Raw genomic sequence first — 15,139 nt, forward strand, 5'->3', positions numbered from 1 at the left:
ATGCAGGTACACAACACCGCCATTGAAGGCCTAAGCATCATTGAGTTGGACGTACACGGAGATAACCGTGGCTGGTTCAAGGAGAACTGGCAGCGCGAAAAGCTTGCTAAGGCCGCACCAGATCTGGCTTCGTTCCAGCCGGTGCAAAATAATATTTCTTATAACCGCACCGGTGCCACGCGCGGGCTGCACGCTGAGCCTTGGGACAAGCTCATCTCCGTCGCGCACGGCAAGATCTTTGGTGCCTGGTGCGATCTACGGGAAGGTTCCGCAACCTTCGGCGAAATTGTCACCCATGAAGTGGGGCCAGAGACCGCCGTATTTGTGCCCCGCGGGGTTGCCAATGGTTTTCAAGCCCTCGAGGAAACTTCCTACTCCTACCTGGTTAACGAGCATTGGTCCCCCGAGGCACGCTATACCGGAACCAACCTCGACGCTGTGGAGTGGCCCCTCGAACCACGCGAGGTTTCAGAAAAAGACAAGCAACTGCCAGCGCTTGCAGATGTAGAGCCCATGCCACCCCGCAAAATCCTCGTGACCGGTGCGAATGGTCAGCTTGGCCGGGCGCTGAAACGGGTCCTCAAGAATGCCGAGTTCTGTACCCGCACGGAGTTCGACATCACCAATCCCCCGCAGCGCCAGTGGAAACAATACGAAGCCATCATCAACTGCGCCGCCTACAACGACGTCAATGGCGCCGAGGACGATCGCGCCGCCGCCTGGGCCGTAAACGCCGAGGCGCCAGCCAAACTCGCCCGCATCGCTGCCGAAAACCAGCTGACCTTCGTACACGTATCCAGCGACTACATCTTCGATGGATCCAATGAGCTGCACACTGAAGACGAGATCCCCTCGCCCCTATCCGCCTACGGGGCGTCGAAGGCTGCTGGTGAAACCGCCGCTCAGACTGCACCGCAGCATTATGTTGTGCGCACCTCGTGGGTGTTTGGCGATGGCCCGAATTTCATCGCCACCATGCGCCGCTTCGCCGAAGCGGATAAGGAGCCGAAGGTCATTCATGACCAGCGCGGGCGCCCCACCTTCGCTGAGGATTTGGCCAAGGGCATAGCGCATCTCTTGCGCACCCGGCCCGAGTACGGGATTTATAATATCTCCAATTCCGGCGATACCGTCGGGCGCGATGAAATGGCGATGTCCGTATTCATCGGCTTGGGCCATGACCCATCAGAGGTCACGCCGGTAAGCACCGAACAGTATCGGGAAATCGCCGGCCCCGAGGCACCACGGCCCAAAGAATCAACGCTTGCCCTAGATAAAATCGAGGCCACGGGATTTTCGCCGCAAAATTGGCGGGCCGCCCTGGCCTTGTATCTCGCACTGTACCCCAGCGAACCCAGCAAGGCCAGCGAGGAGTAACGATGAAAGGCATTATCCTTGCCGGCGGATCCGGAACGCGGCTTTATCCCATCACTAAGGGCATCTCTAAGCAGCTCTTGCCCATCTATGACAAGCCGATGATCTACTATCCGTTGACTACGCTCATCCAAGCTGGCATTCGGGAGATCCTCATCATCACCACCCCAGAAGACGCTGGGGCCTTTCAAAGGCTCTTTGGGGATGGATCCCAGCTCGGGTTGATGATCGATTACGCCGTGCAGGCCCGCCCAGAAGGGTTGGCGCAGGCCTTTTTGATCGGGGAGGATTTCATTGGTGATGACAGCGTTGCGCTGGTCCTCGGCGATAATATCTTCCACGGCTTCGGCGGGGAACTAAGCCAGTGCCGCAATCCAGAGGGCGGCATCATCTTTGCCTATGAGGTATCGGATCCACAGCGCTACGGCGTCGTCGAATTCGACCAGGCGGGCCAAGCGCTCAGCATTGAAGAAAAGCCGGCCGAGCCGCGATCTAATCATGCCGTCGTCGGGCTGTATTTCTACGATAATTCTGTCATCGATATCGCTAAGTCCATCACGCCAAGCGATCGCGGGGAGCTCGAGATTACCTCCATCAACGAGGCCTACCTGCGCCGCGGCGCGCTAAGTGTGCAGCGCCTCCACCGCGGTAGTGTTTGGCTGGATACCGGCACCGTCGATTCCATGAGCGAGGCCGCCGCCTACGTAGAGGTGATGCAGAAAAGAACGGGCATCATCATCGGTTCCCCCGAGGTAGCGGCCTACGAAGCCGGATTCATTTCCCAGGCGGAGCTGGAAGCGCTAGCCCAGCCCCTCCTCAAATCCGGCTACGGAGAGTACTTGCGCGATTTTTAGTAGCCACGCTCGATGTACTCGTCGATGCGCGCCGCTTCCGCGCCCACCGTCGTGGCATCGCCGTGGCCCGGCAAGACCTTCGTATCATCCGGCAAATTGAATACGACGTTGCGCAGGGATTCGATGATCACATCGAAGTCCGAGTACTTGCGCCCCGTTGCGCCAGGGCCGCCGTTAAACAGGGTATCGCCAGACAAAAGCGTGCCATCGACGTAGAGGACAACACAGCCCGGCGAGTGGCCCGGGGTGTGGTAGACAGTGATCTTCTCACCGTTGATGTCGAACTGGCCGTTATCGGCTAGGTCGATGTAGTGGGCATCGCCATTGGCCTCTTGCCACAGCATGTCATCGTCCGGGTGCATGTAGACATCCGCATCAAAGCGCTTTGCTGCTTCCGGCGCGAGCTCGCAGTGATCGTTGTGGCCGTGGGTCAAGATGATGCCCTCAACCTTGCGATCGCCCACCAACTCTGCCACGGCATCGAGGTCGTGGGAAGGGTCGACGATGTAGACACTGGAGGCATCGCCAAGCACGTAGACGTTATTGTCCACGTCCCATTCGCCGCCGTCCAAACGGAACTTTCCGGAAGTTACCGTGCTTTCAATCTGCATTAAAATTCCACCACCGAACGTAGTACCTTGCCGTCCTTCATAGTTTGGAAGGCAGACTCGACATCGTCAAGCGCGATGCGCTCAGAAACAAACTTATCCAGCGGGAAGTTGCCGGCCTTGTGCAGGGCAACGTATGCGGGGAAGTCACGCTCCGGCAAGCAGTCGCCGTACCAAGCCGGCTTGATGGAACCGCCGCGGCCGTAAAGGTCGATGGCCGGGATGTCCACGTGGTCGGTCAGGTTAGGCACGCCCACCATCACCATGCGGCCGGCGTGATCGCGGGAGTAGAAGGCCTGGCGCCACGTCGGCTGGATGCCCACCGCGTCGATGGAAACATCCGTGCCGAAGCCGCCCGTGAGATCGCGCACCGCATCGATAACCTCCTGCTCCGACATGCCCTTCGAGCAAATGGTGTCGGTGGCACCGAACTCGCGCGCCGTCTCCAGCTTGGACTCATCAATGTCTACGGCGATGATCTTCGCCGCGCCCGCCAGCTTCGCACCAGCAATCGCTGCCACACCGACACCGCCGCAGCCGAAGATGGCTACGGACTCGCCCAGCTGGATATCGCCGGTGTTGACGGAAGCGCCCAGGCCAGCCATGATGCCGCAGCCCAACAGGCCAGCAGCGGCAGGATCCATCTCATCAACCTTGGTGCACTGGCCCTCGTGGACCAAGGTCTTCTCCGCGAAAGAACCGATGCCCAGCGCAGGGGTGAGCTCGGTGCCGTCCTCCAAGGTCATGGCCTTGGAAGCGTTGTGGGTATTGAAGCAGTACTTGGGCTCGCCCTTCTTGCAAGCGCGACACTCGCCGCATACTGCGCGCCAGTTCAGGACGACGAAATCGCCCTCCTCCACGTGGGTGACCGCAGAACCTACGGTCTCCACCACGCCTGCCGCCTCGTGGCCCAGCAGGAAGGGGAAAGCGTCCTCGATGTCACCATCGCGGTAGGCCAAGTCTGTGTGGCATACACCGCAGGCCTGCACCCGCACGATGACGTCATTGGGGCCGGGCTCGGGAACGACGATATTTACGGTCTCAACTTCCGCGCCTTTAGAGCGGGCAATAACAGCTTTTACAGTCATGTCCACAACCATACCTACATTTTCAATATGGCCGCGGTAATGAAAATGGTTGCTAGGAAGCCGCAATCACGTTGGCCGCGTGCTCGTGGCCGCGCTGGTTCATGTGGATGGGCAAGTTGCCCGCGCCCGCCGTAAAGTCCACGAGACCTGCCCACATGCGGTCATTCGCATTGGCGCACATGCCGTTATTGCGGGTCGATGGCTTCATGTCCAGGAATTGCACGCCCGTGCGGGCCGCCAGATCAACCTGCATCCACTGCGCCTTGTTTTCGTAGTCCTGAACCATGGGCAGGAAGGTCGAATCCAGCGGCGTCGGGCCAACGTGAACAAGGCAGTAGTGCGGCCCCGAACCGATGGTGGGGTAGCCCACGATCTGGATGCGGGCATTCGGTGCGGCGTGCTTAATCCGTTCAATCTGCGGGGCGGTGCGGTCCGTAAATTCCCGGCGAATCTGATCCATGTTCAGTTCGCGGTGGTTATAGGTGTCGTTGAAGCCGGTGGTAATCAGTACGCGCGCGGTATCTGGGGTCAGCGCGCCCGATCCGATGGCGGCATCCACCTGCTGCCAGATCTGCGGGCCATTGGACATCGACACCGCACCGGAGCAGGAGAAATCGCGCACCGGCAGCCCCATCTTGGCGCCGGCCCGCTTCGCATAGTTGAAGGAGGTGGGGCAGTTTTCCCCGATTACCCGCGTTGGATTGAAGCGGTCCTTCAAGTATTCCCCGCCGTTCGGATCCGCCATGACCGAGTCACCGAAGGAAACGAGATTGCGCTCTGCCGCGCTAGCCTGCGGCGCCGCTACCGCCACGCCCACCACCGCAATCGCGGAAGCGACGACCGAAAATGCCTTGAGTTTTATAGATTTCATTGAGAGACCTTTTCTTCACACCTTGTAACTTAAGTGTATATTAGTCACTCTGGTAACATTTTTCGAGTTAAAAGCAACACTATCTTTTCTTCTGACGATATCGTTCGTAGTTATATTTTCGTTATCTTCTCTTTTCGGAGCTTTCTCTTCCATGAAATTGTCTGATGTTCCCTTCCACGCCTCCGCGCTCAGCCAGTTCTTTCCTGCCCTCTTCAAGTCAGGGCTTATCACCCGGCAAGGCGGGCTTGGCGGGCAGCTCAAGCTCCTGCCCAACCTCGCGCGTTACCGCTTCACCACGGCGCGCGAAATCGAGCAGGCCTATTTAACCTGCCCCGATCGCCTCGCGCTTATCGATGACGATGGCACCCTCACCTACCGCCAGCTGCGATCCCACGCGCAGAATTTCGCCCGCTACCTAGAGTCCTTGGAGCTGCCGGAAATCCGGCTCGGCGTCATGGCCCGCAACGGCCGCGGCATCATCATTCCTTTGGGCGCCAAGGGCTACGCCGGTGCCGGGATCTACCTACTCAATGTCGGTTCTTCCCCAGAGCAGCTCGCCGGCTGCATCGAAGAAAATGGCATTAACGTCCTCGTCATCGATGATGAATTCATCGATCGCGTCGATCCCAACCTCGATATTCCGGTCATTATCGCCCACGATACGGGGGCGAGCGATCTACCCACGCTCGATAAGATCGTGAAGAATCCCATGGATATCGTGCTGCCCGCCTTTCCCAAGCACGGCCCCATCGTGCTGATGTCCTCCGGCACGACCGGCATCCCCAAGGGCATCGTGCGCCCCGAGCCGACCTTGCCGGTCGTACTCGCCTCCATCGTGGGCAATATCCCGTGGCGCGCCGATCAGCGCGTGCAGATGACGGCCTCCATCTTCCACACCTGGGGCTGGGCCTGCATCAATATCGCCTTGGGGCTGCGCAATACCATCGTCACCCGCCGCGTTTTTGAACCGGAGCAGGTGCTTGATGATGTCCAACGCTACCGCCTCGACGGCATGCTCTCCTCCCCCATCTTTTTCAAGCGCTTGGTGGATCACGATCCCGAGGGCGCTTTCGATACCTCGAGCCTGAACTTCATAGCCTCTGCCGGCAATGCCCTTACCCCGCAGGTGGTCAAGGACACTAATGCGCGCTTCGGCCCCATCCTCTGCAATGTTTATGGTTCCACGGAGCTGGCGCTTGCCTCAACGGCCACGATGGAACAGGTCGCAGAAAACCCCGATGTGGTGGGCAAGGTGGCCAATGGCACCAAGCTGCGCATCCTCGATAAGGAGGGCCACCCCGTTCCCCGCGGCGAGGTGGGCGAAATCTACCTCACCAATTCCACCGCCATGACCGGCTATACCAACCCCAAGCTCAAGCTCAATCGGGTCGATGGGTTGCTGTCGATCGGCGATCTGGGGTACATCGACAAGCAGGGCTTCCTCCACGTCGTGGGCCGGGCCGATGACATGATCATCGTGGGCGGCGAGAATGTCCACCCCCAGTCCGTGACCGAGGTGCTCGAAGCCATGCCCGGCATCGATGAGGTGCATGCGTGTGGCGTGGAGGATAGCGAGACCTTCAGCCGCATCGCCGTCTGGGCGGTGCCTACTGCCGATGCCGCCGGCCGCGATCTGACTGCCGATGCCATCCGCGCCTGGGTGCACGATAAGCTCGCCGAGCACTCCGTGCCCCGCGACGTGCATTTCCTATCCAAGCTGCCGCGCAATGCCACCGGCAAGGTGGTTCCGCGCCTGCTTAAGCACGGCGACTAAATTTTTCAATGCCCCACCACATCGGTGGGGTAAAGAGCACGGCAACAAGCCAATAAATCAACCAGAAGCTGCCGTCTAGCCCTACCACCGCGATGCTAACTATAAGGATCGCAGCCGTCACCGCACTGGCATATACGGATTTTCTTAAATTATTATCGGACTGATTCCCAGACTCGGTTTTCGACTTCCCGCTGAGTTTCCGATCAACTGCGCGTATGATATCGCCGCCAAAGACCAGCGAAAATGCGATATAAAAAGCTGCGAAACCGTGCATGAATCCCGCTTCGCCATCATTATGCATGGTGAAAAATGAGAAAATTAACAGGACTATGTCAATAATTGGCGTAGCGATAAAAAATGCCAGTCCAATTCTTGGGGCCTTAACGATGTAGCGGAGAACACCACCCAGAATGAGGCACGCCCAAAAGAGAATTTCTGCTGCGACGGTAGCAATAAGCAATGTATCGTCTGCTCCCTCATCAAGGCCATATGGCCTGCTTCAATTGAAAGAGAGTTTACATTAAGGAAGAAACCCGCACAGATAAAAATGGAGCCGCCTGCGAGAATCGAACTCGCGACCTTTTCATTACGAGTGAAATGCTCTACCGACTGAGCTAAGGCGGCGCGCTACTTAAGCAGCACTGGCGATTCTATCGCAGGGGTGGCGCGGAAAAGAAATCGGTGCCTAGGCCTGGTTTTTGGCGGGCCGGTGTTAAACTCCGGCCCGATACTAGCGACGGTCCCGGTACTAGACAGCCCCCAGCGCTAAAGGCAGGCCCGCCGCAGCCTGCCCACCAAGCCGTCGAAGGCAATCTGCGTACCTACGTTCTGGGTCAGCTGCTCGCGGCAATAAGAAATGGCGGACTGGCACTCCAAGAGGCCCTCCTCGTTCACCCGCTGCGCCAGCTCGCCAGATAGCCCCGCGAAATCCGGGTGGGTCATCTCCACCTGCGCGCCCACCTTTGTCATCAGCGCGTCGCGGTAAATTCCGGAGAGATCGACGAGCACTAGGTCGAGGTTATCGATGACCCGTCGCTTCGCCCGCTTCTTGTGCTGTTCTTGTAGGTCCTTGATGGCGGAGCGGGCATCACGCTGCGCCTTCGCCGCGCCCTTGCCCTTCGCGCCCACGCCAAAGGTATTTTCCAGCTTGGCCAGCTCCGCTTCTTCTTCCTCCTTGTGCGATTCCTTCGCGTCCGCATCCACCAGCTTGAGAAGCGAGGTCACCGCCTGAAAGCCCTGGGATTCGTGGAAGATGTCCTCGGCCAGGTTGATGGCCACAGCGCGGCGTTTTTGCACCGTCGGCTCTGCCACCAAGTGGCGCGCCCTGCCCACGTGGCGCAGGGAAGTGACGGCGGCGAGGCGGGCATCGTGATCCGAGGCGCCTTCGCTCACCAGCTGGGCAACGATATTGTCCACCGACGGCGAGGGGATGTACAGGTGCCGGCAGCGCGAGCGCAGGGTCTGGGAGAAATCCTCGGGGGCATCGGAAGGCGCGCACATGATAATCACGGTGCGCTCCGGCGGCTCCTCCACCGTCTTGAGCAGCGCGTTGGCGCCGTTATTGTTGAGGCGATCCGCGTTATTGAAGATCACCACGCGCCACGGGGCGACCGTGGGCAGGCTCGCGGCGCGCCCAATGACCTCTCGCACCGTATCCACCGGGATGATGACCTCCTGCGGGTCCACCAAGACCAGGTCCGTGTGCTGCTTGGTGCCTAGCACGGCGCGGCAGGCCTCGCATTTTCCGCAGCCCGGTTCCTCCGGATCCGTGCACATGAGCGCGGCCGCGAAATCGATTGCGGCCAAGGAACGCCCCGAACCGGGCGGGCCGGTAAAGAGCCAGGAATGGCTCATCGCCCGCGGATCTGCCCCCGGCATCCCCCGCGCCGCCCGCGCGGCACCCAAGATAGTGCGGGCCACACCTGGGGTATCTGCCAATCGTTGCGCAACGCTTCCCGTATTCACTCGCTCTAGCCTACTGGTCTTACTACAGTAAGTAGTTATGAACAGACTATTGCGTGGCGCTCGTTGGCTTATGGGAACCCAATGGCCGGTATACGCTGCCTTGGTCTTGGGCGCCAATCTCATCGGCGCCATCGCGATCATGACCTTCATCCTCTATTTCCTGCCCATGCCGGAAATCGAGGACTTTGCCGCCGAGCTGCCCAACCTCAAGGGCGTGGCGGCGGTCTACCTCATCTTTGCCGTCATCATCGGCATCGCCGCTACCCTGCTGCTCTTCCGCCCCGTGCTGGACTGGCAGCGCAATCCCGATGCGCACGATCCAAATATGGTGCGCACCCTCGTACTGCGCATCCCTGTGTACCAATCCCTGGTCGCGGCCGCGGTCTGGCTCATCGGCATTATCCTGACGGTGGTTATCTCCAGCGGGCAGTCCGGGCGTCTCGGACTCGTCGTGGGGGTCTCCACCACCCTGGCGGGCCTAGTGGTCATCATCTTGACCTACCTGCAGGCAGAGCGCCTCGTGCGGCCCGTCGCCGCGCAGGCCGTCGCCCGCCGCTTTGAAGATTCCACCGTCGAACCGCCCATCAAGTATCGCCTCTTTTCGACCTGGCTGATGACCTCCGGGGTGCCGCTACTCGGCATCGTGTTGGTGCTGCTGGGGCAGCACACCGGGCTCTTCTCCGGCGATACCAGCGAAATCATCCCGGCCATCGTGGCACTGGCCCTCACGGCCTTGGCCACTGGGTTTATCGGCACCAGCTTCGCCATCATGAGCGTGGTCGATCCCATCGTGGAATTGCAGGATGCGATCAACCGCGTGCGCCGCGGCGAGTCCGATGCCGAGGTCGATATCTACGATGGATCCGAGCTCGGCGTCCTGCAGGCGGGATTTAATGAGATGATGCGCGGGCTGCGCGAGCGCCAACGCGTCCGCGATATCTTCGGCCGCTACGTGGGCACCGAGGTGGCCCAGCGCGCCCTTGATGAGCGCCCCGAATTGGGCGGGGAGGATCGGAAGGTCGCGGTGCTGTTCATCGATGTCATCGGTTCCACCACCTTCGCGGTCAACCACTCCCCCGAAGAAGTGGTCACGGAGCTCAATAAATTCTTCGAGCACGTCGTGACGGTGGTGCACCGCAATAAGGGCATCATCAATAAGTTCCAAGGCGATGCCGCCCTCGCCGTCTTTGGCGCGCCGCTCAACGTGTACGACTCGACTTCGATGGCGCTGCAGGCCGCCCGCGAGCTGCGCGGGGAATTGCGCGGGCTCGAGCTGCAGGCCGGCATCGGCGTCGCCTCCGGCCACGTGGTGGCAGGCCACATCGGCGGCGCGGATCGCTTCGAGTACACCGTCATCGGCGATGCCGTTAACGAGGCCGCCCGCCTGACCGAAATGGCCAAGGACACCCCCGGCCAGGTCCTGACCAACGCTGCTACCTTAAAGACCGCCAACGAGGCCGAGCAGGCCCGCTGGACCGTCATGAAATCCATCGAGCTGCGCGGGCGCCGCCGCATGACCCAGCTGGCGCGCCCCATCCGCGCCAGCCTGGCAGAAAGGTGCGAAATCTAATGGCCAGCACCCGCCTCATCGTGCCCGACGCGGCGCGCGGAATGGCGCTTTTAGGCATCGCGATAGCGAATATGACCACCGCGTGGATCATCACCGAGAATCGCCCGGGCGCGTATTTCGGCGGCATCCTCGATGACAGTGTGCTCGATAAAATCGCCGTCGTCTTCGGTGCTTTCTTCGTGCACAACCGCGGCCTGCCCATGTTTTCTACCCTGCTGGGCTTCGGCGTGGGGCTTATTGCGATGAGCCTGTGGCGGCGGGGATTTCCGCTGGGAGAAGCGAGGAGGGTCATCGCCAAGCGCTATGGCTTCCTCGCGCTTTTAGGCGCGGTGCACATGGTGCTGCTGTTTTGGGGCGATATCATGTTTGTCTACGGCGTAGCGGGCATAGTCATTGCCCTGCTGCTCACGCTGCATAATTCTACGCTGCGCAAGATTTCTTATATCGCTCTTGGGGTGCTGACGGTGCTCGGCATCGCCGCGTTTATTTTCTCCGCGGTTGACGGCGGGCTCGATATCCCTGTCGATGCCATTGGCACGGTAAATTCCTACGGTGACCTGCTGCTCAGCCAGCTTCTCACCCTAGGCGCGCAGATCATCTCCGCCCCGCTCATCGTGCTGATGTACCTACCAGTAATGCTGGTGGGCTTTGTGTGGGCGCGCGAGGGCGTGCTTGCCGATGTCCCCTCTCACCGCCCCCAACTCCTGCGCTGGGTGGCCATCGCCGCCGCCGTCACGCTGGTCATTGGCACGCTGTGGTCCTTGGGCACCCTCGGGGTCATCGATCAGCGCTGGGCAAGCGCGGCCAGTAGCGCCAATTCCACCCTCGGCGTGCTAACCGGGCCGGGAATCCTCGCCGGGCTCGCCCTTATCTTGCAGCCCGTGCAAGAGCGCCTAGCCGCCGGTGCCTCCGTGCCCGCGCTCTTGTGGCCCTTCGTCGCGCTGGGGAAACGATCCATGAGTGGTTATGTGGGCCAGTCGATGCTGTTTTTCCTTATCGTGCACCCCTTCACGCTGGACTACGGCCACGACTTAGGAGCCTTCGGCCAAGCCGGGCTCGCCTGCGGCGTGTGGCTGGTCACCGTGATTGGCGCGTGCGTGCTCGAAGCGCTGGGCCTGCGCGGGCCCTTCGAGGTGGTGCACCGCCGGCTGTCTTATGGCCCGAGCATGCAGCCGGAGCGGAGCTTGCCTAGGCAGGGCCTTACCTAGACAGGGCATCGACTAGCAGGAAGTGCCCGAGGGCCAAGGCACCAGCCTCCGCCGCGCCCACTGCTCTGGCCGCCTTCGAGGGCTTGGCATGTTTCTTGTCCTTCTGAGACCCGGCTGCTGCTATTCGCGCTCGCAGCGCAGTCAGGCCTTCCGCCGCGACCAAGAGATTGGCGCCGTGGCTCAAGCCCTTCGTCGCATCGGTGCGCAGGCGCGGATCGCCCGCCAGCGCCGAGGTGGTCAGCACCGCCGCGCCGCCCACCGCTACCGCGGTCCGAGTGGGCTGCTTGCGCGTGGCGACGAGCGCCGCCGCCCACGCCATGGCGCGCAGGCCCCAACCGCGGGCATCGTTGCGCGCGCCGCGCCGATAAAGCACCCACGAATACGCCGCGTGGCTAGCGGTAACGCCTGCCACCCCAAGGAGGGAGGGGCGGTGCAAGCGGCGCGACTTTTCCACCTGGCCCACCGCGCCGACCAGCAGTGCGGGGCTCAGGGTGGGGTTTTGCGCCTCCGCCGCCAAAAGGGGCAAAAGCGGCGCGCTTGTGATGGTGTGGGCCTTCTTCCAGCCAAAGAGGCGGGCCCATACCGTGGATTCACCAAGCGCCAGGTACGCGAAACGCCGCCAGCCCCGCGGCGTGCGCCGGGCTGGGTCGGTGACATCGGCAAAGGTTTCGGACACCGCGCGGGTCAAGGCCGCGGCGCCTTCCTCGGTGCGGGCAAGAAAATCATTCATGCCCGCCACCTTACTAATTTCTTCGCTTATTTCTTCCGCGAGCCGGCCTTCACCACGTTCTTCGTGCCGGGCGAAGGCTTCGAGCTGGATTTCTTAGCCGCCTTCTTCGCGCCCTTCTTAGTGGCCTTCTTGCTGGACTTCTTGGTCGCCTTCTTCGTCGATTTCTTGGTCGACTTCTTTGTGCTCTTCTTAGAAGACTTCTTCTTCGTCTCCCCAGAGGCCTCTTTGGCGCGGCGCTCGGAAAGGAGCTCGTTGGCGCGGGCATCGGTAAGCTGCTCCGGATCGTCGCCGCGGCGCAGGGACGCATTGGTGGTGCCGTCCGTAACGTACGGGCCGAAGCGGCCATCCTTAACGGTCATAGGCTTGCCCGAGACGTCATTATCGCCGAGTTGCTTGAGCGGCGGCTGTGCGGCCGCGCGGCCACGGCGCTTCGGCTCCGCATAAATGCGGTGGGCCTCATCCAAGGTGATGCTAAAGATCTGCTCTTCCTTAGCCAGCGAGCGCGAATCCGATCCCTTCTTCAGGTAGGGGCCGTAGCGGCCGTTTTGGGCAGTGATCATCTCCCCGTCGTCCACGCCCACCTCGCGCGGCAGGGACAGCAGCTCAAGGGCCTGTTCCAGCGTGACGGTCAGCGGCTCCATCGAGCTAAAGAGCGAGGCCGTGCCCGGCTTCAGCTTCTCATCAATGTAGTCATTGATGCGCTTTTCCTTTTGCTTCGCGGCCGTCTTGGTCTCCCAATTCTTGGCGCGCTTGCCTTCCTCGGCGCGCTGCTTATCCTCTTCTGCGCGCTCCTTCGCGACGATCTCCAAGGCCTCCGCCTCGGCCTTTTCCCGCTCATCATCGCGGACGACCTCGGTGACATAGGGGCCAAAGCGGCCTTCCTTCGCCACCACCATGCGGCCGTTTTCGGGATTCTCGCCCAGCTGGCGCCCGCCCTGCGAGGTGGCGAAGAGCTTTTCCGCCAGCTGTTCATTCAGCCCGTCCGGGGTCACGGTTTCAGAGAGGTTGGCGCGCTGATATTCCACGCTGCCGTCCTCGTTGGTGCCGATCGCGCGCTCGATATAGGGCCCGTAGCGGCCGACGCGCACGAAGACCTCGCGGCCCTCCGAATCGGTATAGAGCTTCAGCGAGTTGACCTTGCGGGCATCGATGGCCTCGAGGTTGACATCGATAAGCGATTTCAGCCCGCCATGCCGCGCGATGGAGGCCGCCTTGTGCTCGTTGGCCTCAGCGTTGCCAAAGTAAAAGCCGTTCAGCCAGTCCGTGCCATCCTCCGTTCCGGTGGCAATCGAGTCCAGCTCATCTTCCATGGACGAGGTGAAGTCATAATCCACCAGCTCGGTGAAGTTTTCTTCCAAGAGGCCCACGACGGCGAAGGCTACCCACGAAGGCACTAGGGCGTTGCCGCGCGAGACCACGTAACCGCGGTCTTGGATGGTCTTGATGATGGAGGCATACGTCGACGGGCGCCCGATGCCCAAGTCTTCCATCTTTTTCACCAGGCTCGCTTCTGTATAGCGCGCCGGCGGGTTGGTGGAGTGGCCTTCTGCCGATACCTCTTCGGCCTTCAGATCGCGGCCCTCCTCCAGGTGCGGCAGGCGGTTCTCGCTCTTCTTGCTCGTATCCTCGTCGGCGCCGTAAGCCTTCAAGAAACCCGGGAAGGTAATGGTGCGGCCGGTTGCGGAGAACTCGACGTCATAGGTGCCGTTATCCGTGGTCGCGGTGCCAGCCACGGCCACCTTCATGGAGGTGCCCTTAGCATCGGCCATCTGCGAGGCCACGGTGCGCTTCCAAATCAGGTCATAGAGCTTAAATTCCTCCGCATCCAGCTGGCTAGACAGCTGGCCCGGGGTGGCAAAGGACTCACCGGCGGGGCGGATCGCCTCGTGCGCTTCCTGCGAGTTTTTGACGCGGCGGTCATAAACGCGCGGGGAATCCGAGACGTATTCTTCGCCATAAATGCTGGTGGCGGAGCTGCGCGCGGCGTTCAAACCCTGCTTAGACAGCGAAGAGGAGTCCGTACGCATATACGTAATGTGGCCGTTTTCGTAAAGGCGCTGTGCAATGCGCATCGTACGCTCAGAGGTAAAGTGCAGGCGCCGGCCCGCCTCCTGCTGCAGCGTCGAGGTCATAAACGGCGCATAAGGCTTGCGGGTATAGGGCTTGTGTTCTACCCCGGACACGGTCATGCCCGCGCCCTGCAGGGCCTTTTCCAAGGCCTCCGCCTGCGGCTGGGTGATGACGATGACGTCCTTGGTCTTCACGTTTCCGCGATCGTCGAAATCACGGCCCACAGCCACGCGCTTGCCATTAACGGCGGTCAGGCGCGCGTCAAAGGCCGACGGGCCCTCGCCGCTGCCCGCCCCCGCGTCCAGGGTGGCGAGCAAATCCCAGTAATCGGCGGAGATAAACGCCATGCGCTCGCGCTCGCGCTCGACGATGACCCGCGTGGCCACCGACTGCACGCGCCCGGCCGAAAGCCGCGGCATGACCTTCTTCCACAGCACGGGCGAGACTTCGTAGCCGTAGAGGCGGTCGAGGATGCGGCGGGTTTCTTGGGCATCAATAAGGTCATAGTCCAAGTCGCGGGTGTTTTCCGCCGCCTCCAAGATGGCGGACTTTGTGATCTCATTAAAGACCATGCGGCGCACCGGCACCTTGGGCTTTAAAACCTCCAATAGGTGCCAAGCAATGGCCTCGCCTTCGCGGTCCGGGTCTGTTGCCAGCAAAAGGTTATCGCACTGCTTCAGCTTGGATTTGAGGTCAGCGACCTTCTTCTTTTTATCCGGGCTGACGACGTAGAGCGGGGCGAAATCATCTTCCGGGTTAACACCCAAGCGGGCCCAAGATTCTTTCTTGAACTTCGCCGGCACGTCGGCAGCGCCCCGCGGGAGATCGCGGATATGCCCTACGGAGGCCTCCACGATGTAGTTATCTCCCAGGTACGGCTGGATCTTCTTCGCCTTAGTTGCCGACTCCACAATCACTAAAGTTTTGCCCGGCTCGGCCGCTTCTGCCACTTCGACTTCATCCCTTTCGATGATGCGAACATTAAAATTTGTGCGCTTTCAGCAATCGCCCTTAGCGTACACAGGTG

The 15,139-nt window shown here is 61.0% G+C and carries 12 protein-coding genes and 1 tRNA gene; 5 read left to right on the forward strand and 8 right to left on the reverse strand.

Annotated elements, in window-relative coordinates; all coding sequences use genetic code 11:
• A complete protein-coding gene (gene rfbD / locus ABRP66_RS07285; RefSeq protein ID WP_284770766.1) occupies positions 1–1,377 on the forward strand; it encodes a dTDP-4-dehydrorhamnose reductase in 1,377 nt (458 codons plus the stop codon).
• Positions 1,378–1,379: 2 nt separating this feature from the next.
• The gene (gene rfbA, locus ABRP66_RS07290) at positions 1,380–2,228 is read left to right on the forward strand and encodes a glucose-1-phosphate thymidylyltransferase RfbA (protein ID WP_284783188.1); all 849 of its coding nucleotides are present in this window, start codon (positions 1,380–1,382) and stop codon (positions 2,226–2,228) included.
• Here the strand turns inward: rfbA and ABRP66_RS07295 are convergent.
• Genes ABRP66_RS07295 through ABRP66_RS07305 form a run of 3 tightly spaced genes read right to left on the reverse strand, consistent with a single transcriptional unit; the run spans position 2,225 to position 4,795 of the window.
• The gene (locus tag ABRP66_RS07295; RefSeq protein ID WP_284770764.1) at positions 2,225–2,839 is read right to left on the reverse strand and encodes an MBL fold metallo-hydrolase; all 615 of its coding nucleotides are present in this window, start codon (positions 2,837–2,839) and stop codon (positions 2,225–2,227) included. The two genes, rfbA and ABRP66_RS07295, sit on opposite strands and share 4 nt — an antisense overlap.
• Positions 2,839–3,924 carry an S-(hydroxymethyl)mycothiol dehydrogenase gene (locus ABRP66_RS07300; RefSeq protein WP_284770763.1) on the reverse strand — a complete coding sequence of 362 codons (1,086 nt, stop codon included), beginning with the start codon at positions 3,922–3,924 and terminating at the stop codon, positions 2,839–2,841. Before ABRP66_RS07300 ends, ABRP66_RS07295 begins: the two co-directional genes overlap by 1 nt.
• A gap of 52 nt (positions 3,925–3,976) precedes the next feature.
• Positions 3,977–4,795 carry a GDSL-type esterase/lipase family protein gene (locus ABRP66_RS07305; protein ID WP_349838524.1) on the reverse strand — a complete coding sequence of 273 codons (819 nt, stop codon included), beginning with the start codon at positions 4,793–4,795 and terminating at the stop codon, positions 3,977–3,979.
• Positions 4,796–4,946: 151 nt separating this feature from the next.
• Between ABRP66_RS07305 and ABRP66_RS07310 the strand changes: the two genes are divergently transcribed.
• Positions 4,947–6,569: an AMP-binding protein gene (locus ABRP66_RS07310; RefSeq protein WP_296088657.1), complete on the forward strand. Its 1,623-nt coding sequence runs from the start codon at positions 4,947–4,949 to the stop codon at positions 6,567–6,569.
• Here ABRP66_RS07310 and ABRP66_RS07315 read toward each other — a convergent pair.
• The 3 genes from ABRP66_RS07315 to ABRP66_RS07325 all read right to left on the reverse strand — a co-directional run bounded on the left by ABRP66_RS07315 (position 6,553) and on the right by ABRP66_RS07325 (position 8,534).
• Complete coding sequence (locus ABRP66_RS07315; RefSeq protein ID WP_284770760.1) at positions 6,553–7,029, reverse strand: hypothetical protein; 477 nt, start codon at positions 7,027–7,029, stop codon at positions 6,553–6,555. The two genes, ABRP66_RS07310 and ABRP66_RS07315, sit on opposite strands and share 17 nt — an antisense overlap.
• 88 nt (positions 7,030–7,117) lie before the next feature.
• Positions 7,118–7,193: transfer RNA gene (locus tag ABRP66_RS07320), tRNA-Thr, on the reverse strand.
• A 141-nt stretch (positions 7,194–7,334) separates the two neighbouring features.
• Positions 7,335–8,534: a DNA polymerase III subunit delta' gene (locus ABRP66_RS07325; protein ID WP_284785471.1), complete on the reverse strand. Its 1,200-nt coding sequence runs from the start codon at positions 8,532–8,534 to the stop codon at positions 7,335–7,337.
• Positions 8,535–8,571: 37 nt separating this feature from the next.
• On the opposite strand from ABRP66_RS07325, the gene ABRP66_RS07330 reads away from it, so the two are divergent.
• Entirely contained in the window at positions 8,572–10,104 is a 1,533-nt protein-coding gene (locus tag ABRP66_RS07330) for an adenylate/guanylate cyclase domain-containing protein (protein WP_349838525.1), read from the forward strand.
• Positions 10,104–11,312 carry a DUF418 domain-containing protein gene (locus tag ABRP66_RS07335; protein WP_349838526.1) on the forward strand — a complete coding sequence of 403 codons (1,209 nt, stop codon included), beginning with the start codon at positions 10,104–10,106 and terminating at the stop codon, positions 11,310–11,312. The genes ABRP66_RS07330 and ABRP66_RS07335 overlap by 1 nt, the downstream gene beginning before the upstream one ends.
• Here the strand turns inward: ABRP66_RS07335 and ABRP66_RS07340 are convergent.
• Complete coding sequence (locus ABRP66_RS07340) at positions 11,305–12,042, reverse strand: hypothetical protein (RefSeq protein WP_349838527.1); 738 nt, start codon at positions 12,040–12,042, stop codon at positions 11,305–11,307. The genes ABRP66_RS07335 and ABRP66_RS07340 overlap by 8 nt on opposite strands.
• Before the next feature lie 26 nt (positions 12,043–12,068).
• Positions 12,069–15,062 carry a type I DNA topoisomerase gene (gene topA / locus ABRP66_RS07345; protein ID WP_349838528.1) on the reverse strand — a complete coding sequence of 998 codons (2,994 nt, stop codon included), beginning with the start codon at positions 15,060–15,062 and terminating at the stop codon, positions 12,069–12,071.
• Between the last annotated feature and the right edge of the window lie 77 nt (positions 15,063–15,139).

It is taken from the genome of Corynebacterium sp. KPL2680 (genome assembly GCF_040225675.1).
Lineage (GTDB): Bacteria > Actinomycetota > Actinomycetes > Mycobacteriales > Mycobacteriaceae > Corynebacterium > Corynebacterium rhinophilum.

Excerpts from the sequence above, each read along its gene's own strand:
- rfbD (WP_284770766.1), top strand. The coding sequence starts at position 1 with ATGCAGGTACACAACACCGCCATTGAAGGCCTAAGCATCATTGAGTTG.
- ABRP66_RS07300 (WP_284770763.1), bottom strand. The coding sequence starts at position 3,924 with ATGACTGTAAAAGCTGTTATTGCCCGCTCTAAAGGCGCGGAAGTTGAG.
- rfbA (WP_284783188.1), top strand. The coding sequence starts at position 1,380 with ATGAAAGGCATTATCCTTGCCGGCGGATCCGGAACGCGGCTTTATCCC.
- ABRP66_RS07305 (WP_349838524.1), bottom strand. The coding sequence starts at position 4,795 with ATGAAATCTATAAAACTCAAGGCATTTTCGGTCGTCGCTTCCGCGATT.
- ABRP66_RS07295 (WP_284770764.1), bottom strand. The coding sequence starts at position 2,839 with ATGCAGATTGAAAGCACGGTAACTTCCGGAAAGTTCCGTTTGGACGGC.
- ABRP66_RS07340 (WP_349838527.1), bottom strand. The coding sequence starts at position 12,042 with ATGAATGATTTTCTTGCCCGCACCGAGGAAGGCGCCGCGGCCTTGACC.
- ABRP66_RS07330 (WP_349838525.1), top strand. The coding sequence starts at position 8,572 with ATGAACAGACTATTGCGTGGCGCTCGTTGGCTTATGGGAACCCAATGG.
- ABRP66_RS07335 (WP_349838526.1), top strand. The coding sequence starts at position 10,104 with ATGGCCAGCACCCGCCTCATCGTGCCCGACGCGGCGCGCGGAATGGCG.
- ABRP66_RS07310 (WP_296088657.1), top strand. The coding sequence starts at position 4,947 with ATGAAATTGTCTGATGTTCCCTTCCACGCCTCCGCGCTCAGCCAGTTC.